Genomic DNA, 22,596 nt, shown 5'->3' on the forward strand with positions numbered 1-22,596 from the left:
TCAGACTTTCGGAGAGAGGCCGTCGCCGAGCGACAGCGCATAGGCGCGCAGTCCGGGCAGCAGGCTCGCCGCCCAGCCCATCGCGGTGATGACGGCCAGCAGTTGCCACTCGGCCAGGGACGGCAAGCCTGCGCTCAGGCCGATGCCGAAGCGCAGCTGCACCCAGGGGCCGAGGCCCGCGATGAGCAGCAGGCACAGCGCGGCGCCGAGCACCACGCCGCAGACGGTGACCAGCATCCCTTCCGCCGCCAGCAGGCCGAAGATGCGCGCGGGATTGGCGCCGACGGCGCGCAGGATGGCGAGCTCCCGACGTCGCTCGTTGAGGCCGGCCAGGATCACCGCCACCAGACCGCACAGGCTCACCGCGGCGACCAGCGCGCTCATCAGCGTCAGGCTGCGCTCGCCCAGCGCGACCACGTCCCAGAGCTCATCCAACGCCACGCCCGGCAGCACCGCCATCAGCGGCTCGCCGGCGAAGTCGTTGATGCGGCGCTGGGACGAGAACACCGCCGTTCGCCGCTTCAGCCCGACCAGCGCGGCGGTGACCTGACGCGGTGTCAGGTCTTGCCCGCGCAGCGCCTCGACGGACACGGCGGCGCCGGGCAAGGGCGCGCCGGCGACCCAGTCCAGGTGAATCGCCTCCATCGCCGCCAGGCCGATGTGGATGGAGCGGTCGACCGGCGTGCCGGTGCGCGCCAGAACGCCGATGACGTGGAAGGGCTTGTCCGCATGGTCGTTGGCGGCGAGCGCCCCGTCGCCGTGGCTCAGCACCAGCTGGTCGCCGAGTCGGTAGCCGAGCGATGCCGCCACGTCCGCGCCGAGCACCGCGCCGAAGAGGTCGCGGGGCAGCTCGCCCTCACGGGCGGTGTCGTCGAAGGGCCGACCCTGGGCGAGGCTCAGCGGCTGGGCGTCGCCGTACCGGAAGCGCTGGAAGTAGTCGCTGCTGGTCGCGACCACCGGGAAGCCGCGATGCGAGTCCCCCAGCGAGATCGGCACCACCCAGTCCACCGCCGGCAGCTTGGCCAGCGCCTGGACGCTGGACCACTGGATGTTGTTGGTCGCGCCGCCGATGCGGAAGACCGAGTACAGCAGCAGCTGGACCGAGCCGGTGCGGGCGCCGACGATGAGGTCGGTCCCGGACACGGACTGGGCGAAGTTCTTGCGGACGTCGTCGCGGATGCGGGCCATGCCCAGCAATAACAGCGTCGACAGCGCGATCGAGACCACCACCAGCGACAGCACGAAGCGCCGGTTCCACGCGCTCTGCGCGGCGAGTCGGATCAAGGCCTTCATGGGGCGCGCCCCTGCTCGCTGAGGCTCCTGTCCTCGGCGCCAGCGAAGGTCGCCGCCGTGCCGCGCTGCATCGCCGACAGGTCCAGCACGCGATGGAAGCGCGCCGCCAAGCGCGCGTCGTGGCTGACGAAGAGCAGGGCGCTGCCGGATTCCAGGCAGGCCTCGCGCAGCGTGAGCATGAAGGCGTCGCGATGCGCGTCGTCGAGCGCCGAGGTGGGCTCGTCCGCGATCACCAGGTCCGGATGACCGATCAGCGCGCGCGCCGCGGCCACCCGTTGCTGCTGGCCGACCGAGAGCTCACTCGCGCGGCGCTCGATCAGCGCAGGGCCCAGGCCCATGCGGCGCAGCAGCTCGCGGGCGCGCTCTCGCGGCTCACCGGCGAGCGCCGCGCGGCGGCGCGAGAACTCGCAGGCCAGCAGCACGTTGTCCAGCGCCGAGCGGTAAGGGAGCAGATTGAATTGCTGGAAGACGTAGCCGACATGATCGGCGCGCAGCCGGTCGCGCTCGCGGCCCGAGCAGGCCGCCAGATCGTGGCCCAGCAAGCGGACCGAGCCGGCGCTTGGCAGCAGCACGCCCGCGATCAGCGACAGCAGCGTGCTCTTGCCCGAGCCGCTGGGGCCTCGCAGGAAGACGGCCTCGCCGGCTTCCATGCGCAGTCCGGAGATGTCCAGGCAGTCGCGCGCGGCGCGCGGCCAGCGCAAGCGCAGGGCCTCCACGTCGAGCACGGGCACCAGCGCGGGAGCGGGGCGGCCCATGCTCACACGCCCAGCGAGAGCGTGGCCGTCGGACGCTTCAGGACCTGACGGTGCTGGCCCTTGGGTGTGGCCACCTGCGCCTCGATGCGCTGGATGCGCGGGAAGGTCGCGAAGAGTTGATGCGTCAGCTGGCCGAGCGCCGGCGTGGCGGTGCAGCGAAATCGATAGGTGGCGTCGACGTCGAGGTGTTCGGCCTTGTCGGACTTGTCGGAGGCTGGGGTTCCGGGTGCGGCGATCAACGCCGACTCGATCTCCGCGCCTTCGAAGCGGCAGCCGCCTTGCGCGTTCGGCGAGAACAGCGCCGCGCCATCGCGCAGCCGCTTGAGCATCTGCTCGACGGCTTGGCGCTGCTCCGGCGTCCGCGGCTGGTGCTCGAAGCCGAGCACGCTGTCGAGCGGCGATTCCAGCTGCAGCACCAGCGTCGCGCCCTCGACCGCGACGTCGAGGTGCACGACGCCATGCTCATGCTTGTCGCCATGGGCCTGGGCCGATCCGGCCAGCGCGAGACCGGCGATCAGCAGCGCGGCGGCTGGGGCTGCGGCGGCGGAGAACATCTTGTGCGGAACGATCACGACGGGCTTCCTTCTTCAATGAGATCGAGGTCCCAGGCCGGCCACGGATCGGGCCGTGGCGCGCGGGGGACGGTGAGGCTGGACGGACTCAGGCAGGCGTCCAGCGCGAGGCGCAACGCGACGACGTCCAGGTGCTGGCCGATGAGCACGAGCTCCTGACCGCGCTCGGTGAGGGGCACGCTCCAGCGGCCGACCGGATCGAGCTGCAGGCCGCGTCCGGCGCCGGAGACGCAAGCGAGCCAGGAGGGGCGACTTGCCAGCCAGACATAGCCCTTGAAGCGCAGCAGCCCTGGCCGGGGGCGGGAGAGCAGGGCGTGCAGCTTCGCCGCGTCGAAGGGGCGGGTGGCGCGGTAGACGAAGCTGGAGAGGCCGTATTCATCGGCCTCGGAATGGTCGTGACCTTCCAGCGCCTGGATCCATCGGGGTTGCGCCTCGGCCTGCTCAGGATCGAAGAGGCCGGTGCCGAGCAGCTGATCGATGGGGACGTCGCCATGTCGCGCGTCGACGATGCGCGCGCCGGGATTGAGCGCCTTGATCACCGCATGCACCTGCGCGAGCCGCTGCGCATCGACCAGATCGGTCTTGCTCACCACGACGACGTTGGCGAACTCGATCTGCTCCACGAGGAGCTCGACCAGACGCCGGCCGTCCTGCGGGTCGACGCCGGCATCGCGCTGCGCGAGAAAGTCCTCGCTGCGGTAGTCCTTCAGCAGATTGAGCGCGTCGACGACGGTGACCATGGTGTCGATGCATGCCAGATCGCGCAGCCCCTGTCCGGCCTCGTCGACGAAGTCGAAGGTGGCGGCGATGGGCATGGGCTCGGAGATGCCGGTGGACTCGATCAGCAGATAGTCGAAGCGACCTTCGCGCGCGAGCCGCGCCACCTCCTTCAGCAGGTCCTCGCGCAGCGTGCAGCAGATGCAGCCGTTGCTCATCTCGACCATGGCCTCCTCGGTGCGGGACAGCCCGACGCCCGCGCGCTCGGCGCCGTCGCGCACCAGGCTCGCGTCGATGTTGAGCTCGCTCATGTCGTTGACGATCACCGCGACGCGCAGGTCCTGGCGCTGGCGCAGCAGCTGGTTCAGCAGCGTGGTCTTGCCGGCGCCGAGGAAGCCGGAAAGCACGGTGGTGGGCAGAGGCGTGTGGGTGGTCATGTCCGGCATTCTTGCTAATGCGAAAGCGTTCGCAATATAGCAGCATGACAGAATGCGGCGCTTCGATTCCCCTGCCCACGCGATCCTTGGATCGCCCACCGATTCAGCCCTCATGGAACGTTCGACCCGACAGCGCAGCGCCATCCGGACCGTCATCGACGACGCGGGACGGCCGCTCTCGCCGCAGGAAGTGCTGGACGCGGCGCAGGCCGAGGTGCCGGCGCTGTCGCTGGCCACCGTCTATCGCAACCTCAAGCAGCTGCTGGAGGCGGGCGAGATCCAGGCCGTGTCACTGCCCGGCGACAGCCCGCGCTACGAGTCTGCGCATCACGACCACCACCATCACTTCCAGTGCAGCGAATGCCAGCGGGTCTTCGACATCCACGCCTGTCCGGGCGACATGGCGGCGCTGGCGCCGCGCGGCTTCAGCGTGGAGAGCCATGAGCTGACGCTCTACGGGCGTTGCGCGGACTGCGCCGCGCCCAAGAAGAAGGCGGCGCCCAAGCGCGCCGCCGGACGGGCTGGCTGAGGCCCGGCTGGCCGGTGATGCTGCGCCGCAGAGCACCTGGCTCTTCAAGCCCGAGGCCTGGGACGCGTTGAATCTGCACTGGCGCGCGGGCGTCAGCGCCGTACGCATCGATCGCGACGCGCTGCGGCTCGTTCTACGAGGCGCTTCGGCGCGGGTGACGCCCCGACCTTGGCCGACGTCTACCTGGCGCCCCAGATCAGAACGCGCTCTTGACCACCCCACCGTCCACGCGCAAGGCCGCGCCCGTGGTCGCCGAGGCCAGCGGGCTGGCCACGTAGGCGACCAGCGAAGCGACCTCCTGCGGCGAGGCGAAGCGCTTGATCAACGAGGTCGGGCGCACATGCTCGAAGAACTCGGCCTCGACCTGTTCGAAGGGCTTGTCGCTGGCGCGGGCCATGTCCTCGACGAAATCGCCGACGCCGCGCGACTTGGTCGGGCCGGGCAGCACGCTGTTGACCGTGATGCCGGTGCCCGCCACCGATTCCGCCAGGCCGCGCGAGACCGCCAACTGCGCGGTCTTGGTCATGCCGTAATGGACCATCTCGGTGGGGATCTGCACTGCGCTCTCGCTGGAGATGAAGATGATCCGACCCCAGTTGGCGCGCTTCATCGCCGGAAGGACCAGACGCGACAGGCGCACGCCGCTGAGCACGTTGACGTCGAAGAAGCGCAGCCAGTCCTCGTCGGGAATCTCCTCGAAGGGCTTGGGCTCGAAGATGCCCAGGTTGTTGACCAGGATGTCGATGGCGGGGAAGCGCTGCAGCAGCGCCTCGGCCGCTTCGGCGCGGCTCAGGTCGCCGGCGTAGGCCTCGACCGTGCCGCCGGTCTCCGAGTGGATGCGGGCCGCGGCTTCCTCGGTGGTCGAGGCGGTGCGTCCGTTGACGATGACGCGCGCGCCCTCCTGGGCCAGCGTGCGCGCGATGGCGTAGCCGATGCCCGCCGTGCTGCCGCTGACCAGAGCGACTTTCCCCGTGAGTTGCAGATCCATGTCGTTGCTCCAAGCGTGGGCTAACCAAAGATGGAGGCTAGCTTAGGACCCGACGCGGTGGGCCGGTAACCACAACATGGCAAGGCCCGGCCTATGCCGAAAGAGCAGGTCGATCGAATCGGCGCCGCCCGGACAGGGGGCGAGGACGGCCCCAAAATGCGACGAGGGCCCGCGGACGTCAGTCCGGGGCCCTCGTGAGTCCGGCGCGAAGCCGGAGATCTCAGCGTCGGATCAGGCGCCGCGCACGGCCTTGACTTCCACCGGTCGCAGGTCGATCGCCGCGCGGTCGAGCACGCCGTTGACGTACTTGTGGCCGTCCGTGCCGCCGAAGGACTTGGCCAGCTCGACTGCCTCGTTGATCGCGACCTTGTACGGGATGTCGATGCAGTTCTTCAGCTCGTACGCGCCGATCATGAGGATCGCGTGTTCGATCGGGGATAGCTCGGTGGTCTTGCGGTCCGCGTGGCGCGCCAGCACGACGTCCAGATTGGCCGCTTCTTCGATTGCGCCGTAGAAGATCTTGTCGAAGTGGCCGCGGTCCGCCTTGTCGAAGCCGTCCTGCTCTCGCGTGTGCGCGTCCACGACGGCCGGCTCCTCGCCGGTCACCAGCCATTGGTAGATGCCTTGCAGCGCGTGCTCGCGCGAGCGGCGACGGGCCGACTTCGCAGGGGCGCGCTTGGCGCCCGGCTTGGCGTTGGACTTGGCCGCGGGCTTGCCGGCGGATGTGTTCTTGTCGTTCTCGGTCACTTCAGTTCTTTCAGCAGCAGCGCCATTTCCACGGCGACGGTCCCGGCATCGCGGCCTTTTTCCTGGGCGCGAGCCCAGGCTTGCGGCTCGTCTTCCACGGTGAGGATGGCGTTGGCGATCGGGAGCTTGTGGTCCAGCGTCAGGCGGGTCACGCCGGCGCCGCTTTCATTGGCGACCAGCTCGAAATGGTAGGTCTCGCCGCGGATGATGCAGCCCAGCGCTACCAGCGCGTCGTAACGGCCGCTCACGGCCATCGCCTGCAGCGCCACCGGCACTTCCAGCGCGCCGGGCACGGTCACATGGCGAATATCGGAGGACTGCACGCCCAGCCGTTCCAGCTCGGCCAGGCAGGCCTTGGCCAGTGTCGAGGTCAGCGTTTCATTGAAACGCGCCTGGACGATGCCGACGCGCAGTCCGCGTCCGTCCAGCGCGGCCGTCTGGCCCTTGTCGGATCCTTGCATGCGGTCCTCGCGTCAGCAGTTGGAAGAATGGCCGGCCGGTCGCTCGGAGGCCTGGAAGCCGGTGACCTCCAGCCCGTAGCCGGTCATGCTGGGCATGCGGCGCGGGCTGCCCAGCAGCTTCATCTTCTGCACGCCCAGCTCACGCAGGATCTGCGCGCCCACGCCGTAGGTGCGCAGGTCCATGGTCTGGCGGGGTTCCGTCGATGCGGTCGGCTGCAGGCGGGTCAGCAGCGATTCCGCATCCTCGCCGCAGTTCAGCAGCACGGCGACACCGGAACCCTCGCGCTGGATCGCGGCCAGCGCGTCGGGCAGCGGCCAGCTGTGGCCGCAGCGGCCGGCATCCAGCAGGTCCATCGCGGAGAAGGGCTCGTGCACGCGCACCAGCACTTCCTCGTCCGGCGTCCACTGGCCCAGCGTCAGGGCCATGTGCAGGTTCTCGGAGCGGTCACGGAAGACGTGGCACTCGAAGAGGCCCTCGCGCGTCTCCAGCGGACGCTGGGCGATGCGCTGGACGATGGACTCGTTGCGGCTGCGGTACTCGATCAGGTCGGCGATGGTGCCGATCTTCAGGCCGTGTTCCTTGGCGAAGATCTCCAGATCTGGCAGACGGGCCATGGTGCCGTCGTCGTTCATGATCTCGCAGATCACGCCGGCGGGCGTCAGGCCGGCCATGCGCGACAGGTCGCAGCCGGCTTCGGTATGGCCGGCGCGCATCAGCACGCCGCCGTCCTGGGCCTGCAGCGGGAAGATGTGTCCCGGTTGGACCAGATCCGCGGCCACCGCGTTCTTCGCGACTGCGGCTTGCACGGTGCGGGCGCGGTCAGCGGCGGAGATGCCCGTCGTGACACCGGTGGCGGCCTCGATCGACACGGTGAACGCCGTGCCGTGTTTGGTGCCGTTGCGGGTCGCCATGGGGGGGAGTTGCAACTGCTCGCAGCGGTCGCGCGTGAGCGTCAGGCAGATCAGTCCGCGGCCATACTTCGCCATGAAATTGATGGCTTCGGGCGTGACGTGATCGGCGGCGAGAACAAGGTCGCCCTCGTTCTCGCGGTCTTCCTCGTCGACGAGGATGACCATGCGGCCGGCCGCCAGTTCGGCGACCAGCTCGGGAATCGGAGATATTGGCATAGGGCGGGATTGTAGGCGGGCGGGCCGTTCGTCAGGGTGGCCGGGGTTACACCGCGCCCGGCCGCAGGCGCAGGCGCAGATCGCCGCCGAGCAGCGCGGTGTCGACGATCCGATAGCGGGGCGCCTGCTCCAGCGCCGTCAGCGTGCCCAGGTCGGCCATGCCGCCGCCTTCGCCCATCAGCACAGGTGCCAGATAGACGAGCAGCTCGTTCACCAGTCCTGTCCGGAGCAGCGAGCCGTTGAGCTTGTAGCCGGCCTCGATGTGCAGCTCGTTGACGCCGCGGGCGCCGAGGTCGCGCAGGGCGGCGCTCAGGTCCACCTTGCCGCGCGGGTCGGCGATCGAGACCAACTCGGCACCGCGATCCTGGAGCGCGCGACCTCGCTCGCCCGGTTCGGGCAGCGCGTGATAGATCAGCAGCTGACCCGGGGGATCGAGCAGCCGCGCCTCGGGCGAGAGCTCCAGGCGGGAATCGATCAGCACCCGGCGAGGCTGGATCGCCGTCGGCACCTCGCGGACGTCCAAACGAGGGTTGTCCTCGCGCGCGGTACCGATGCCGGTCAGCACCGCGCCGGCACGGCGGCGCCAGGCGTGGCCGTCGCGGCGGGCATCCGGGCCGGTGATCCATTGGCTGACGCCGTTGGACAGCGCCGTGCGGCCGTCCAGAGAAGCAGCAACCTTCATCCGGACGAAGGGCAGGCCGGTCCGCATGCGTGACAGGAAGCCGATGTTGAGCTCGGCCGCGCCGACGGCCAAGGGGTGGTCGGGCGGGATGAGCTCCGCGACGACGCCGGCAGCCCGAAGACGCGCGGTGCCCTGGCCACCGACCAGCGGGTTCGGATCGCCCAGAGCGATGACGACGCGACCGACGCCGGCCGCGGCGAGCGCGTCGCAGCAGGGCGGCGTGCGACCGTGGTGGGCGCAGGGCTCGAGCGTCACGTAGACGGTGGCGCCGCGGACGTCACGGCCCTGTGCCTGGGCGTCGCGCAGCGCCATGACCTCGGCGTGGGCCTGACCCGCGGCTTGGGTGTGGCCTTGACCGAGCAACTGGCCGTCGGCGCCGACGATCACGCAACCGACGCGCGGGTTGGGATCGGTGAGGCCGATCGCCTGCTCGGCGAGCGCGAGCGCCCGGGCCATCCAGGCCTGGTCTGCGGGCGAGGGCGGTGTGACGTCGGCGGCCGCGGCCTGTCCCGCCGAGGCGTGGATCGTGGAAGCGGAGGGGGGCGGCGACGGAGACGGCGCCGGAGACGGCGACGGAGAGGGCAAAGAGGAGGGCGAAGGGGAGGGCGAGGGCGTGGTCGCCCCAGTGCCAGGAACTTGCATGGGGCGCAGTCTAGCGGTCGCCTCCGGCGCGAGCAGCAACAGGGCCGAGAGCGCGGGGTCGAGGGTCGACACCAGACTGTCCAGCGTCAGGCTGCGCGGACGCCCCGCCCGGTCGGTCCAGGCGACCCGAAGATGGACGGGACGGGCGGGCAGAGGGGCCTCGAACGCGGCGCCCGCCGAGCCGGCGTCGTTCCCGTCGCTCTCTTCGCCTGTCCCGTGCATCGCCTCCAGAGCCGTCGATCGGGTGGCGAGCTCGTACATCGCGGAGGGGCCCTCCCAGGTCAGCGAGGGATCGCCTTGGAGCGGTCGAGCACGCCAGCGTTCCAGCTCATTTCGCGCCAGGCGCAGTGCGACGTCCTGCTGGCGCGCGTCGTCCGCGGCCAAGCGCATGTGGAACTGCAGCGTCAGCAACGACGCCATGCCGATGGCAAGGATCGCCAGGGCCATCAGCGCCTCCACCAGCACGAAACCGGGCTTGGACCGGCGTGGCGAGATGGGCTGAGCCAACGCGTTCAGACGCCCGAAGGCGCGACCGAGCTGCCGGCCGAACAGGCGCACGAGTACGCGGACAGGTCGGCGGATATTGAGCGGCATCGGTCGTCCTCAAAGGGGTCAACGGGTCGGCGTCCAACCGCCGGGGACGGGGAGGTAGCTGCCCATTCGGCGGCTGATCTGCTGGAGCACCTCGGTGTCGTGGGCGACGTTGACCTGCGGTGCGCGGTCGATGACGCCATCGCTCGCAAGCGCACCTTGTAGTGATGCCGCCATGCCGGCCGACGGGTGCCAGCGCACCCCGTCGCGGGCATAGAGCAGCCCCCGAAGCGACCCTGAGGTGCTCATGTCCAGTCGACCCGTGGCGATCAGCACCAGGGCCGGACCCTCGAAAGCTGAAGCGGGAAGCGAAGAGATCCGGGCATCACCGTCGATCCAAAGAAGTCTTCGTCCACGAGCGAGTGCCTGAGCGAGCACCGGCCCGCAGTCGGCGTCGCAGCGCAGGCGCGTGACCGCGGGCTGGCTCCGATAGCGCGCGGGCGGCATGCCGAAGAGTTGCATGAAGGTGCCGGGGCCCTCGAGGGTCGACGCTTGCGGCGGACGCCGGAGCGCGCTGAGCAAGGCCAGTTGCTGCGAGACCTCCGCCGCGCCGCGAGGGCCGTCGCTCAGGTCCTCGCAGTCGCGAGCGTGATCGCTGCAAGCGCGCACCAGGAGCTTCAACACCCCAGCGGTGCCACCGTCGGCGAAGCGGATCCAGAACATGGGCTGCGCGGAGGTGGGTTCGCTGCCGGAGCTGGCGTTGACGCGCTCGCCGCCGCATCGACAGAGCCATCGAAGCGGCCCGGTGTTGACGCAATGGGCGAGCCAGTCCGCCGGCCGCTCTCCGCCTGCGGAAGATGCATCCGTCCCTGTGCTCGCGCCGGAACTGCTACTCGCACTGGCACTGCCACTGGCACTGGCGCTTCCTGTCGCACTCGCGGATCGGGGCCGGAAGTAACCGTCCGCCGCGACCTGGAGAAAGCGCTCGCGGAAGTCGCCCGGGCCGCGCTCGGGCGCGATGGCGCCGGGGATCGAATCGCCCGGGGCGTCGACCGCAGGACGGCAGCGATCGTCGACGCGGCCGGTGTTCAGCATCGCGATCGTCCACGCGATGCCCGCTTCCGCCGCCTCAGCGGCGGCCGCGCCCCGCACGTCATTGGCGGCCACGCGTTGGGCGCTGGCGAGTTGGCGGGCTGCCCAAGTGGCGCCCAGTCCAAGAACGGTGAGCAGCACCAGACACATGCCGAGCGTGCCCAGCCCGTGCTGACGTCGGCAGGAGGCGGACGCCACGCGCCGGGAGATCGCGCGGGTCATGAGCAGCTCTCCAGTAGGCGGTCGTTGCGCAGCCGCGTGAGCGTCTCCACCCGATGCCGGACGCGCGGATCGTGCAGCGCTTCAGCTTCGATGACGATGCGCAGCGACTGCAAGCTGAGCCGGGCGCAGCCGGGGTTGGCCGGTGCGCCGATCGGAACCTCGATGGGAAGCAGCGAGGCCTGGAAGCTGCGCACCCGCAGCAGGGCCGGATCGGTCAGCGGCTGGTGCCTGCCGCCGAGCACCTGATCGATGCGGCCCTCGGCGAATCGGAAGCCGGTGGACTCGCTCGCCGCTGCGCGGTAGCTCAGGCGTTGGCCGCCACCGTCCACGACCAGGGCGTCGAACGGATTGCGTGACGGGGCGGGGTTGTCCCCGCGCCACAGCCCGTCTTCCGCGCGCTCCCAGTAGCCGGCGCGACGGATGTCCCGCTGCATCAGCTCGACGGTCGCTCGCAGTTCCTGCTGTACCTGGAGCTCCAGCATCAGCCGGTGGTGCTCGCCCACCTGGATCCCCGCAGTGGCGAGCGCGCCGGCCATCAGCGCGAGGCTCACGGCCATCCCCACCATGAGCTCAATGAGCGTGATGCCGAGCGCCGTGCTGCGCGCCGGTGCGCGTCGGGCGCTCATTGCGGCCAACAGGCGGATGCCTGCTCCGTGCCGCGATCGTCCAAGGCGGTGGAATGAATCTGGCCGCCCTCCAGCCGCAGCACCAGCGTTCGGCAGGAGCGGTCGGCGGCCTGGCTGCCTTGGGCCTGTGCGTCGATCACGTAGCGTGTCGCATCGGCTTGCGTGACGCGCAAGCGGTAGAGCCCGTTGCGCGTGATCTCCGGCAGCCCGAGTGCGTCGAGCCGGTCCGCGTAGCGCGGATGCTGTGAGCGGTAGCGCTCCTGCGCGAGTTGAGCGACCAGCAGCTGCTCCCGCGCCTCCGCGCGGCGGGACTGCAACACCTGCTGGCGAAAGCTCGGGAGCGCCACGGCGGTGAGCACGGCCGCGATGGCGATCACGGCCATCAGCTCGATCAGCGTGAAGCCGAGTCGGCTCGCCGGCCTCGGGCGAAGGATCAGGGCGGCGTTCATGCGCACCTCGGCAGGCGGCTCATGGCACCGTCGGGCGAGCAACTGCGCATGCGGCCGGTCAGGCTGACGACGTGTCGCACGGCGCCGATGCCGGTCAGCGTCACCTCGATGGAGCCGGCCACGGACACCGTGCCTTGCCGTCCGCTGAACAGCATGGACGGCACGTTCGACCGCACCGCCGGACGGCCTCGCGAGGTCGGCCAGCTCATCTGGCGGATGGCCTGCGCCGTGCCTTCGCAGGTGGGCGGCTCCTGCATGCGGCAGGTGCATCCGCCCAGTGGGCCGGTGTGCAGCACGTAGCAGGTCGAGCCCGCGCCGTCGTCGATGAAGCGCACGGTGACGTTGCGGCCGCCCTGGAGCGCCTCGCTGCGCGCCAGCTGAAGATCGGAGAGCACCGTCTGCGCCGCGTTGGACAGGCGGACGCGCCAGACCCAGTCGCGCAGGTCCGGCGCCGCCAGCATCGCCACCAGCGCGATGAGGGCGATGGTGACGAGGGACTCGATGAGGCTCAGGCCTCGCCCGCGATCCCGGCGGGGTGAGGGTGAGAGGCAGGGCAAGACGGAAGACGAAGCGGAGGCGGACGGCACGGCGGAACTCCCGAAATCGATCGACGCGATGGTCGAGTGGCGATGACGAGAACTCTAGGGAGCCGGGCGATGTCTCGCGTCGCCTCGAAGGGGGAAAGGGCCGGCCGACTGAAGAGGGGCCGCTTATGGGGGAGCGGTGGAGATGGAACCGGGGCCAGGTCTTGCCGCCGGTGTCGCCTCAGCAGTAGCCGGCGCCGTCTGGCGCGCCATGGGGCGCGCAACGAGGCGACACTCGGTGCGCAATGAAAAACGCGCCCGAAAGGGCGCGTGCGTGAGCGGGTGCGGAGGAGCCGCCCGTCCGTGCGGCGAGATGAGCTCGCCTCAGATGTCCCGGATCAGCTGCCGGAACTCGTCGACGTCCTCGAAGCTCCGATACACCGACGCGAAACGCACGTAGGCGACCTTGTCGATGCGCTTGAGCTCGCGCATCACGTGCTCGCCCAGCTTGGTCGACGGGATCTCGCGCACGCCGCTGGTCAGCAGCTTCTCCTGGATGCGCTCCAGCGCGGCGTCGATCTGCTCGATGCTCACCGGGCGCTTGCGCAGCGCCAGCGACATGGACGCACGCAGCTTGCTCACGTCCAGGTCGGCCCGCGTGCCGTCCTTCTTCACCACCATGGGCAGCGCGATCTCGGCGCGCTCATAGGTCGTGAAGCGCTTGTCGCAGGACTGGCAGCGCCGGCGGCGGCGCACCACGTCGCCCTCGTCGGACTCGCGGGTCTCCGACACTTGCGTGTCGCCGTGGCCGCAGAAGGGGCAACGCATGCGCCGCGATCCTCGATCAGCGGTAGACCGGGAACTGACGCGTCAGCTCGGCCACCTTCGCGCGGACATTGGCCAGATTGGCTTCGTCATGCGGGTTGTCCAGCACGTCGGCGATCAGGTGCGCCGTGGCGCGGACCTGGTCTTCCTTGAAGCCGCGCGTGGTCATCGCGGGCGTGCCCAGACGGATGCCGCTGGTGATCATCGGCTTCTGCGGGTCGTTCGGGATGCCGTTCTTGTTGCAGGTCATGTGGGCCGCGCCCAGGATGGCTTCGGCTTCCTTGCCCGTCAGGTTCTTGGGGCGCAGGTCGACCAGCATCACATGGCTCTCGGTGCGGCCCGAGACGATGCGCAGACCGCGCTCGATCAGCGTGTCGGCCAGGACCTTGGCGTTGGCCACGACCTGCTGCTGGTAGGCCTTGAACTCGGGCGACAGCGCTTCCTTGAAGGCCACGGCCTTGCCGGCGATGACGTGCATCAGCGGACCGCCCTGGATGCCGGGGAAGATCGCCGAGTTGATCTTCTTGGCGATCGCTTCGTCGTTGGTCAGGATGATGCCGCCGCGCGGGCCGCGCAGGCTCTTGTGGGTCGTGGAGGTGACGACGTCCGCATGCGGCAGCGGGTTCGGGTAGACGCCCGCGGCGATCAGGCCGGCGTAGTGGGCCATGTCGACCATGAAGAAGGCGCCGATCTCCTTGGCGATCTTGCCGAAGCGCTCGAAGTCGATGCGCAGCGCGTAGGCCGAGGCGCCCGCGATGATCAGCTTGGGCTTCTTCTCACGCGCCAGGGCTTCCATCGCGTCGTAGTCGATCTCTTCCTTGTCGTTCAGACCGTAAGAGATGACGTTGAACCACTTGCCGCTCATGTTCAGCGACATGCCGTGGGTCAAGTGGCCGCCTTCGGCCAGGCTCATGCCCATGATGGTGTCGCCGGGCTGCAGCAGCGCGAAGAACACGCCCTGGTTGGCCTGCGAGCCGCTGTTGGCCTGCACGTTGGCGAATTCGGCGCCGTAGAGCTGCTTCAGGCGGTCGATGGCCAGCTGCTCGACGATGTCCACGTACTCGCAGCCGCCGTAGTAACGCTTGCCGGGATAGCCCTCGGCGTACTTGTTGGTCAGCTGGCTGCCTTGCGCCTCCATCACGGCGGGGGAGGTGTAGTTCTCCGAGGCGATCAGCTCGATGTGCTCTTCCTGGCGGCGGGTTTCCTGCTGGATGGCCTGGAAGACTTCGGCGTCGACGTTGGCGAGGGTCTGTTGGGTGCGGTCAAACATGATGATGTCGTCTCAAGGGTTGGCGCCATCTGCCGGATCGCGAGCCGCGCGGTCGCCTGTGCGACCCGAGGTCGGTTCCGGAACGATGGAGGCCCAGGCGAACGGCACGACGGCCGGAGGACATCCCCAGCCGCTCGCGCTTCCCGGTGGTGACCCACCTCGGGCGACGCCGATCTCGTGCGGATCACGAGTCCGGGCGCCCTGATCGCCAGTTGCGCGAAGCGTGCAGTGTAGCCGCACCGATGCGGGGCGCCGACCGAGGACGGCGCATTCACGCGTCGCGCGAGCGGGTGACGGGCGGGCGAGGTTTCGCCAATGCAAAACAGGCTCCTGGGAGCCTGTTGATCGGGAGCCGCGCGGGCTCAGTGCATCACGGTCATCGCGACCTGCTCGCCGCCGGTGGACGGGGCGGACGCGGGCTCGCGGACGGGACGTGGCGCCGACGGGCTGATGTTGCGGCCCGAGACCACGGCCTTGAGCAACTCCTGCTCGGCCAGCACGCGGCCGGCGTAGCCGGTGTCGTCAGGCAGGTTGGCGGCGCCGACGTAGCGGCGCAGGCCTTCCTCGAGACCGCCGGCGCGCTGGATGCATTCCTTCAGCACCTGCACGCCGACGCGCAGATTGGTGATCGGGTCGAAGGCGGCCAGATTGCCGCCGAAGGCCTCGTACTTGTCGTCGTGCACGCGGGTCATCACCTGCATCAGACCCTGGGCGCCGACGGCGCTCTGGGCGAAGGGGTTGAAGCCGGACTCGATGGCCATCACCGACAGGATCAGCGTGGGATCGACGCGGGCGCGCTGGCCGACGTCCCAGGCTTCCTTGACCAGGCGGCTCACCGGCTCCGGCGCGACCTTGTAGCGGCGCGCCAGATAGTTGGCCACGGCGGCCTGCTGGCGGGTCAGCTCCTTGGGATCGACCGCGGTGGCGCGGGTGATCGCGTCAGGCTCGGCCATCAGCGCGAGCACGTCGCCGGAGGCTTCCACACGGGCTTCATGCCGCGCATTGAGCCAGCCCAGCACCTGACCTTCCAGTTGCTGGCGCATGTCCGGCTGGCTGGCGAAGACCAGGCCGATGGCGACCACGGTGAAGCCCAGCAGGGCGAGGGTGTTGTGGCTGACGACCAGCAGGCCCTGGCCGATGTCCTTGACGAAAAGCACCAGGGCCGTGCGGGCCTGGCGGGGGAGGGATAGCAGGTCTGAACGCGCTGTCATGCGACTCCTTTCTCCGTTCACGCCCATCGCAAGTCGTCCGGTGCGCGGATGCGGTTCACCGGGCGGACAGCTCTGGGGCGTGGCGATAATGGGCCGGGTCGGGCGCCGTCGGCGTCCTGGAGGGCTCTCAGAGGGCTCCAGGCTTCTGGTGCGACGGACGGGCGATCCAGCGTCCATTGGCAGCGTTCCGGTCTCGCTTCCCAAGCAGGGACCGGGATAACCCTGGGGGCCAGGGCAGGCCGCGATTCTATGGATCATCAATAACCCGTCAACCGCATGGGGCTTGTTCTTAAATACTTTTGGTTATGAAGTACCGAGATCTGCGTGACTTTCTAGGCGCTTTGGAGGGCATGGGCGAGTTGCGCCGCGTGTCCGATCCGGTGTCCCCGAATCTGGAAATGACGGCGCTGAGCGACCTCGTTCTCAGGGCGGAAGGCCCGGCCTTGCTGTTCGAGCAGCCCACCGGGCACCGCATGCCGGTGCTGGCGAATCTGTTCGGCACGCCGCGCCGGGTGGCGTTGGGCATGGGCGCCGAGTCGACCACCCAATTGAGGGAGGTCGGTCAGCTGCTCGCCAGCCTGAAGGAGCCCGAGCCGCCCCGCGGCCTGCGCGATGTCGGCAAGCTGGCGCAGATGGCCAAGGCGCTCTGGGACATGAAACCGGCCCATGTGAAACGGCCGGTCTGCCAGGAGCAGGTGTTCGAGGGCCCCGACGTGGACCTGAAGCGGCTACCCATTCAGACCTGCTGGCCGGGCGACATCGGCCCGCTGCTGACCTGGGGGCTGGTGGTGACGCGCGGTCCGCAGGGCATTCCGAATCCGCGCCAGCGTCAGAACCTGGGCATCTACCGCCAGCAGCTGATCGGCAAGCGGCAATTGATCATGCGCTGGCTGGCGCATCGGGGTGGCGCCCTTGATTTCCGCGACTTCGCGATCGCGAATCCGGGACAGCCTTTCCCGATCGCGGTGGCGCTGGGCGCCGATCCGGCGACCACGCTGGGCGCGGTGACGCCGGTGCCGGACTCGCTGTCCGAGTACCAGTTCGCCGGCCTGCTGCGCGGCTCCCGGACCGAGGTCGCCGACACGGCGGTGGGCGAGGGCGGCCGGATGCTGCAGGTGCCGGCCTCGTCGGAGATCGTGCTCGAGGGCCACATCCCGCCCGCGCCGGCCGGCTTCACCGGCCACAGCGAGGACGGCGTCCCGCTCAAGGAGAAGGGCGGCTATCTGCACGCGCTGGAGGGGCCCTATGGGGACCACACCGGCTATTACAACGAGCAGGACTGGTTCCCCGTCTTCGAGGTCAGCCGCCTGACCCAGCGCAACGACGCCATTTATCACTCGACCTACACCGGCAAGCCGCCGGACGAGCCGGCGGTGCTGGGCGTCGCGCTGAACGAGGTCTTCGTTCCCATCCTCCAGAAGCAATTCCCCGAGATCGTCGACTTCTATCTGCCGCCGGAGGGCTGCAGCTACCGGATGGCGGTGATCTCGATCAAGAAGGCGTATCCGGGGCACGCGAAGCGGCTGATGTTCGGGTTGTGGAGCTTCCTGCGCCAGTTCATGTACACGAAGTTCATCGTGGTCGTGGACGAGGATGTGGACATCCGCAGCTGGCAGGACGTGATCTGGGCGATCACGACCCGCATGGATCCGGTCCGCGACACCACGCTGGTGGAGAACACGCCGATCGACTATCTGGACTTCGCCTCGCCGGTGAGCGGGCTGGGCGGGAAGATGGGCTTGGACGCGACCAACAAGTGGCCGGGCGAGACCAGCCGCGAGTGGGGCCGCGTGATCGAGATGCCTGATGAGCAAAAGACCCGCGCCGCTGATTTATATAGGCGTTTGTTCGGGGGCTGAGAAAGGCCGTTTCCTAGGGGGAATGGCTTGAAAGAGCCATGACCGCCGCATAAGGTTGTCAGGCCTTTACGGCACTTCCTCTGGCGCAGTCTCTGCGCGCCAGGAGCCCCTCGGCAGATGGCCCTGGAGCCCCAAAGGCGGCTGGTCCGCCCACCCCTCCCTGACCGGGTCGCCCGGCTCGGAGGGGTTTCTGTTTGAGGGGCTCAACGCGCGCTCCATGCGCGCTCCTGGAGACCTCAATGATCGGCGAGGTAGCCCAGCCATTCGTAGCCGAGATAGCGGGCGCGGATCGCGCCCTCCTGCGACGGGACGAAGTCGCGCCACTCCCAGCCGGGGACCGGCACGCCGATGGGCGCGGCGATGATCTCCACCTCCGGCGGCAGCGCCTCGCGGAAGGCGCGCAGCGCGCGGCGCATGTGCACGTCGTGGGTCACGAGGATGACCCGGCGGACCGGCGTGTCGCGTAGCAGCGCGGCGGTGTAGCCGGCGTTCTCGCGGGTGTCGCGGGCCTGGTTCTCCAGCCAGCGGATGTCGAAGCCGAACTCCTGCTTGGCGGTGAGCTGCGCCAGCGAGGCCTCGGTCGTGCCCTGATGTTTGGCGGTGGGCGGCGCGCCGCCGGTGAACAGCAAGGGGATGCCGGTCTGGCGCGACAGCCAGATCCCATAGCGCAGCCGGTCGATGGACAGCGGCTTGAGCTGCGAGGAGGCGTACTCCGGCATCAGCTTGCGCGCGCCCGCGCCGAGGACGACGATGGCACTCTGCCGCGGCGGCAGGTGCTGGAGCGCCGGGATGCTCAGCGCCTGTTGCGGGCCCAGCAGACGTTCCTGCAGCGAGATGGCGCCGAACTCGGTGCTGCCGACCCAGACGGCCAGCAGTCCCAGCACGAACAGCGCGCGCGCCGGCCATTGGCGGCGCTGCCGCAGCCACCAGGCCAGCAGCAGGAGCGGGATCGCGCCGGTGGGCGGGAGCAGCAGCGATGCGCCCACGTGTGTCAGTTCGTTCATCAGGTGCCAGGTGTTGAGCCCGCCAGCATAATCACCTTCCTTGACGACTTGTGGGCATGCCCGTGCTGTTCTCCGCTCTTCCTGTCTGGCCCCGTCGCATCGCTCGTGGCGTGCTCGGGCTGGTGCTGTTCCTGGTCGCGGTCCTGCTGGTCGCGTGGATCGCGCTGCCGACGTGGATCAAGGGACCGGGTCTGCGACTGGCCTCCGAGCAGCTCGGACGCGCGGTGACGCTGACCGACGCGAGCTTCAAGCCCTGGCGCCTCGCGCTGGAACTGGACGGACTGGGCATCGCCGGCCCGACGCCGGATGCACCGCCGCTGCTGGCGGTCCGGCGCATCGAGACCTCGTTGTCGCCGCGCTCGATCTGGCATCTGGCGCCGGTGCTGTCGGCGCTGAAGGTCGAGTCGCCCCGCGTGCGCGTCGCGCTGCTGCCCGATGGCGGCACCGACCTGGACGACATCGTCAAGCGCCTGGCCTCCGCGCCGGAGAAGACACCCAAGACCGACGAGGGTCCCGCCGAGGTCGCGCTCTACAACATCGAGCTGACCGACGGCGAGCTGCGTCTGGACGACAAGACCGCCGGCATGGTGCACGAGCTCAAGGCGCTGCATCTGGGCATTCCCTTTCTCTCGACGCTGGATGCGGACGTCGAGGTGCATGTGCAGCCGCGGCTGTCGGGGCAGCTCAACGGCGTCGGCTTCCAAAGCGAGGGCCAGGCCCAGCCCTTCGCCGAGACCCGCAGCGCCAGCCTGACCGTCAAGCTGGACGCGTTGGACCTGTCGGCCTATCGCGCCTACTGGCCGAAGACGTTGCCGATGCGGCTGGCCAAGGGCTTGGTGGAGGCGCAACTGAGCTTGGACTTCACGCAGCCGCGCCAACAGGCGCCGGCGGTGAAGATCAGCGGCAAGACGTCGGTGCGTGATCTCTCGCTGCAGCGCCGGGACGGCGAGGGCTGGGAGGACTGGTTGCGCTGGCAGGCGCTGTCCTTGGAGCTGGCCGATGTGCAGCCGCTGAAGAAGCAGATTCAGCTGGGCGCGGTGACGCTGGCCAAGCCCGAGCTGCTGATGGGACGCGACCCGAATGGGCGGCTGTGGCTGCCGGTGGCGGATGCGGCGCCGGCGGGTGCGCAACCCATCAAGGTGGCGGTGGCCACCGTACCTGCGCCGGCTCCGGCGCCGGCGCCGGCGTCTGCCGCGAGCGCCACCGCGACAAGCGCCGCCAAGCCTTCGCCCTGGCGCGTCGGCGTTGAGCAGTTCGCGCTGACCGGCGGTCACGTGGGCTGGGACGACCAGGCCACGCGGCCCGCGAGTCGGTGGGGCGTCGATGAACTTGAGCTCAAGGGCTCCGGCCTGAGCTGGCCGCTGCCGACGAAGCCGGCGCCGATCACGATCGCGGCGACGCTGGCGCCGGAGGGCTCCAAGAACTCCGCCAATCTGAGCGGCAAGGGCGAGCTCGGCGCCAGCGGCGTCACGCTGGACTGGGCGCTGAAGGATCTCGCGCTCACCGGCTTGTCGCCCTATTTGAAAGCGGCCACGCCGCTGCTGATCGACGGCAGCTTCGCAACCCAGGGCGCGCTGCGCGCGGGGCCGAATGGCGAGGATCTCAAGCTGTCGCTCAGGGGCCTGTCGCTGGACGGGCTGAAGGTCGCCGACGGCCGCACGCCGGTGCTGGCGATGAAACAGCTGAGCCTGGATCAGGCGGAGCTTGCGCTCGACGCGCGCAAGCTGACTGCGGGCCGGCTGGCGCTGGTCGCCCCGGATGTGCGGCTGGGCCGCGACAAGGCCGGCCGCTGGAGCTGGGACGCCTGGATGCCGACGTCGACGACGGTCGGAAAGGGCGCGAGTACAGGCGCCGCGCGGCGCAATGGCGCCGGCCGTGATCGGCTGACGCTGGGCCCGCCCGAGGCGGTCGCCGCGGCGAAGCCGGCCGCGACCGGCGACGCGGGCGCCCCCTGGTCCGCCCAGATCGGCGAGGTCGCCATCGAAGGCGGTCAGGCGACGCTGCTCGACCTGGCCACCCATGTGCTCGAGGATGAGCCCGCTCGGCCGATCGGCGTCCAGGACCTGGCCGTCAAGGTCAGCGGCATCGACTGGGATGGCCGCCAACTGCGCAAGCCGCTGCCGGTGATCGTCGCCGCCACCTTGCGGCGCCCGGACGCGACACGCCGCAATCAGCGCGACGTGCCCAAGCTGCGCTGGGACGGCCAGGCGGCGCTGGAGCCGCTCAAGCTCAGCGGGCGCCTGAGCGCGGAGCATCTGCCGTTGCATTGGGCCGATCCCTATCTTGATCCTTCCATCGGCATCCATCTGCAGCGGGCCGAAGGCTCGGTGCGGGCCGGCTTCAGCATGACGCAGACGGCCAAGGGACCTGACGTGCAGGCCGACGGCGAGTTGCTGATCTCGGATCTGCGCCTGCGGCAGGCGCGTCTGCAGGACGGGAAGCGGCGTTCGGCGGAGGACTTGCTGAGCTGGTCAGGGCTGAAGCTCTCCGGCCTCAAGCTGAAGCTGGCGCCCGGCGGCGCGCCGGACGTGAGCATCCAGCAGGCGGTGCTGGACGAGCTCTATGCGCGGCTGATCATCAACGAGCAGGGCCGGCTGAATCTGCGCGACCTGCGCCAGACCGAGCAAGGTCAGGCGGTCGCCGCCGTGGCGGGGACGCCGGCGGCCTCGGCGCCGGTGGCGGCCACGGTCGCGAGCGCCACGGCGGCGCCCGGCGGCGCGGCCAGCGCGGCCCAGGCCGCCGCGACCGCGCCGGCCGGCGATCCGCCGCTGCGCCTGAGCATCGCCTCGACGCGCCTGAACGGCGGCCGCGTCGACTTCAACGACCGCTTCATCAAGCCCAACTACAGCGCCAACCTGAGCGAGCTGACCGGCACGCTGGGCGCGTTCTCCGCAGGCTCGGAGGCGATGGCGCCGCTGCAGCTCAAGGGCAAGGTCGAGGGCACCGGGTTGCTGGACATCAGCGGCCAGCTCAATCCCAGCGGCGCGCCGCTGGCGCTGGACATCACGGCCAGCGCCACCGACATCGAGCTCGCGCCGCTGTCGCCCTATGCGGGCAAGTACGCCGGCTACGCGATCGAGCGGGGCAAGCTGTCGACGCGGGTCCATTACCAGATCGAGCCCGGCGGCCGGCTGGTGGCGGACAACAAGATCGTGCTCAACCAGCTGAGTTTCGGCGAGCGCATCGACAGCCCGACGGCGACCAAGCTGCCGGTCCGGCTCGCGGTGGCGCTGCTCAAGGACAGCAACGGCGTCATTGACGTCAACCTGCCGGTGAGCGGCTCGCTCAACGATCCGGAGTTCAGCGTCGGCGGGCTGGTGGTCAAGCTGATCATCAACCTGCTGACCAAGGCGCTGACGGCGCCGTTCTCGCTGCTCTCGGGCGGCGGCGGCGCGGACATGAGCCAGCTCGAGTTCCAGCCCGGCACCGCGGTGCTGGCGCCCTCGGCGGCGCAGCGGCTGGACCCGGTGGCCAAGGCACTGACGGACAAGCCTTCGCTGCAGCTGAGCATCACCGGCTGGGTCGATCCCGAGGGCGAGCGCCGCGCGGCCCAGGCGGCGCGGCTGGAGGAGGCGATGGTGACCGAGCGCCGCCGTGAGCTCCGCCGCTCGCAGGCGACGCAGGTGGTGAATGCGGCGCCGGGCGCCTCGGCGGCGGCCGCGGACCCGGCGACCGCGCCGGTGACACTGGACGATGCCCAGCGGGCGCGGCTGCTCAAGCTTGTCTACGAGGGGGCGAAGCTGCCCAACAAGCCGCGCAACTTCATCGGCCTGGCCAAGGACATTCCGGCCGAGCAGATGCGGCAGCTGCTGATGGACAGCTACGTCGTCACCGACGAGCAGCTGCGCGAACTGGCCTTGCAGCGATCGGTGGTGGTGCGGGACGCGCTGATCGCGCGCGGCGTGCCCAATGCGCGCATGTTCCTGGCCTCTCCGAAGCAGCATGCGAAGGGTGAGGGGCGCGACGCCGACAAGGACAAGCCCTGGCAGCCGCACGTCGATCTGGCGCTGAGCGCACAGTGACGAGCGCGGG

The 22,596-nt window shown here is 69.8% G+C and carries 20 protein-coding genes and 1 riboswitch; of the genes, 3 read left to right on the plus strand and 17 right to left on the minus strand.

Features of this window, described 5'->3' with window-relative positions:
• Genes ABDW59_RS04675 through ABDW59_RS04690 form a run of 4 tightly spaced genes read right to left on the minus strand, consistent with a single transcriptional unit; the run spans position 1 to position 3,774 of the window.
• Positions 1 to 1,293 carry an ABC transporter permease gene (locus ABDW59_RS04675; RefSeq protein WP_343628333.1) on the minus strand — a complete coding sequence of 431 codons (1,293 nt, stop codon included), beginning with the start codon at positions 1,291 to 1,293 and terminating at the stop codon, positions 1 to 3.
• Complete coding sequence (locus ABDW59_RS04680) at positions 1,290 to 2,048, minus strand: ABC transporter ATP-binding protein (RefSeq protein WP_343628335.1); 759 nt, start codon at positions 2,046 to 2,048, stop codon at positions 1,290 to 1,292. Before ABDW59_RS04680 ends, ABDW59_RS04675 begins: the two co-directional genes overlap by 4 nt.
• A gap of 2 nt (positions 2,049 to 2,050) precedes the next feature.
• Complete coding sequence (locus ABDW59_RS04685) at positions 2,051 to 2,620, minus strand: DUF2796 domain-containing protein (RefSeq protein ID WP_343628336.1); 570 nt, start codon at positions 2,618 to 2,620, stop codon at positions 2,051 to 2,053.
• Positions 2,617 to 3,774 (minus strand): GTP-binding protein, encoded by a 1,158-nt coding sequence (locus tag ABDW59_RS04690; RefSeq protein ID WP_343628337.1) that lies wholly within the window; start codon positions 3,772 to 3,774, stop codon positions 2,617 to 2,619. The genes ABDW59_RS04685 and ABDW59_RS04690 overlap by 4 nt, the downstream gene beginning before the upstream one ends.
• A gap of 112 nt (positions 3,775 to 3,886) precedes the next feature.
• Between ABDW59_RS04690 and ABDW59_RS04695 the strand changes: the two genes are divergently transcribed.
• Positions 3,887 to 4,303 (plus strand): transcriptional repressor, encoded by a 417-nt coding sequence (locus ABDW59_RS04695; protein WP_343628339.1) that lies wholly within the window; start codon positions 3,887 to 3,889, stop codon positions 4,301 to 4,303.
• 196 nt (positions 4,304 to 4,499) lie between these two features.
• Here ABDW59_RS04695 and ABDW59_RS04700 read toward each other — a convergent pair whose 3' ends face one another.
• The 12 genes from ABDW59_RS04700 to ABDW59_RS04755 form a co-directional block, all read right to left on the minus strand.
• Positions 4,500 to 5,291, minus strand: a complete 792-nt coding sequence (locus ABDW59_RS04700; RefSeq protein WP_343628340.1) for an SDR family oxidoreductase — start codon at positions 5,289 to 5,291, stop codon at positions 4,500 to 4,502.
• A 231-nt stretch (positions 5,292 to 5,522) separates the two neighbouring features.
• Positions 5,523 to 6,038 (minus strand): transcription antitermination factor NusB, encoded by a 516-nt coding sequence (nusB, locus tag ABDW59_RS04705; RefSeq protein ID WP_343628341.1) that lies wholly within the window; start codon positions 6,036 to 6,038, stop codon positions 5,523 to 5,525.
• Positions 6,035 to 6,499: a 6,7-dimethyl-8-ribityllumazine synthase gene (gene ribH / locus ABDW59_RS04710; RefSeq protein ID WP_343628342.1), complete on the minus strand. Its 465-nt coding sequence runs from the start codon at positions 6,497 to 6,499 to the stop codon at positions 6,035 to 6,037. Before ribH ends, nusB begins: the two co-directional genes overlap by 4 nt.
• Positions 6,500 to 6,511: 12 nt before the next feature.
• Positions 6,512 to 7,627, minus strand: a complete 1,116-nt coding sequence (gene ribBA / locus ABDW59_RS04715) for a bifunctional 3,4-dihydroxy-2-butanone-4-phosphate synthase/GTP cyclohydrolase II (protein ID WP_343628343.1) — start codon at positions 7,625 to 7,627, stop codon at positions 6,512 to 6,514.
• A 46-nt stretch (positions 7,628 to 7,673) separates the two neighbouring features.
• The gene (gene ribD, locus ABDW59_RS04720; RefSeq protein ID WP_343628481.1) at positions 7,674 to 8,765 is read right to left on the minus strand and encodes a bifunctional diaminohydroxyphosphoribosylaminopyrimidine deaminase/5-amino-6-(5-phosphoribosylamino)uracil reductase RibD; all 1,092 of its coding nucleotides are present in this window, start codon (positions 8,763 to 8,765) and stop codon (positions 7,674 to 7,676) included.
• Positions 8,766 to 9,563: 798 nt separating this feature from the next.
• On the minus strand, positions 9,564 to 10,796 hold the full coding sequence (locus tag ABDW59_RS04725; RefSeq protein WP_343628344.1) for a hypothetical protein: 1,233 nt from the start codon (positions 10,794 to 10,796) through the stop codon (positions 9,564 to 9,566).
• Positions 10,793 to 11,422: a hypothetical protein gene (locus ABDW59_RS04730; RefSeq protein ID WP_343628345.1), complete on the minus strand. Its 630-nt coding sequence runs from the start codon at positions 11,420 to 11,422 to the stop codon at positions 10,793 to 10,795. Before ABDW59_RS04730 ends, ABDW59_RS04725 begins: the two co-directional genes overlap by 4 nt.
• Positions 11,419 to 11,871 (minus strand): type IV pilin protein, encoded by a 453-nt coding sequence (locus ABDW59_RS04735; RefSeq protein WP_343628346.1) that lies wholly within the window; start codon positions 11,869 to 11,871, stop codon positions 11,419 to 11,421. The genes ABDW59_RS04730 and ABDW59_RS04735 overlap by 4 nt, the downstream gene beginning before the upstream one ends.
• A complete protein-coding gene (locus ABDW59_RS04740; protein ID WP_343628348.1) occupies positions 11,868 to 12,458 on the minus strand; it encodes a GspH/FimT family pseudopilin in 591 nt (196 codons plus the stop codon). Before ABDW59_RS04740 ends, ABDW59_RS04735 begins: the two co-directional genes overlap by 4 nt.
• Positions 12,459 to 12,779: 321 nt before the next feature.
• Complete coding sequence (nrdR, locus tag ABDW59_RS04745) at positions 12,780 to 13,223, minus strand: transcriptional regulator NrdR (RefSeq protein WP_067067404.1); 444 nt, start codon at positions 13,221 to 13,223, stop codon at positions 12,780 to 12,782.
• 16 nt (positions 13,224 to 13,239) lie between these two features.
• Positions 13,240 to 14,490: a serine hydroxymethyltransferase gene (glyA, locus tag ABDW59_RS04750; RefSeq protein ID WP_343628349.1), complete on the minus strand. Its 1,251-nt coding sequence runs from the start codon at positions 14,488 to 14,490 to the stop codon at positions 13,240 to 13,242.
• 84 nt (positions 14,491 to 14,574) lie between these two features.
• Positions 14,575 to 14,716, minus strand: a riboswitch (ZMP/ZTP riboswitch).
• 136 nt (positions 14,717 to 14,852) lie between these two features.
• Positions 14,853 to 15,701 (minus strand): transglycosylase SLT domain-containing protein, encoded by an 849-nt coding sequence (locus tag ABDW59_RS04755; RefSeq protein WP_343628350.1) that lies wholly within the window; start codon positions 15,699 to 15,701, stop codon positions 14,853 to 14,855.
• 305 nt (positions 15,702 to 16,006) lie between these two features.
• Here ABDW59_RS04755 and ABDW59_RS04760 point away from each other — a divergent pair, with 305 nt between their 5' ends.
• Positions 16,007 to 17,560, plus strand: coding sequence for a UbiD family decarboxylase (locus ABDW59_RS04760; protein WP_343628351.1), 1,554 nt, complete (start codon positions 16,007 to 16,009; stop codon positions 17,558 to 17,560).
• A 236-nt stretch (positions 17,561 to 17,796) separates the two neighbouring features.
• Here the strand turns inward: ABDW59_RS04760 and ABDW59_RS04765 are convergent, their stop codons facing one another.
• On the minus strand, positions 17,797 to 18,564 hold the full coding sequence (locus ABDW59_RS04765; protein WP_343628352.1) for a YdcF family protein: 768 nt from the start codon (positions 18,562 to 18,564) through the stop codon (positions 17,797 to 17,799).
• Positions 18,565 to 18,620: 56 nt separating this feature from the next.
• Between ABDW59_RS04765 and ABDW59_RS04770 the strand changes: the two genes are divergently transcribed.
• On the plus strand, positions 18,621 to 22,586 hold the full coding sequence (locus ABDW59_RS04770) for a DUF748 domain-containing protein (RefSeq protein ID WP_343628353.1): 3,966 nt from the start codon (positions 18,621 to 18,623) through the stop codon (positions 22,584 to 22,586).
• Positions 22,587 to 22,596 lie beyond the last annotated feature (10 nt).

Origin of the sequence: Roseateles sp., assembly GCF_039595295.1 — a bacterium.
Taxonomy (GTDB): domain Bacteria; phylum Pseudomonadota; class Gammaproteobacteria; order Burkholderiales; family Burkholderiaceae_C; genus Roseateles.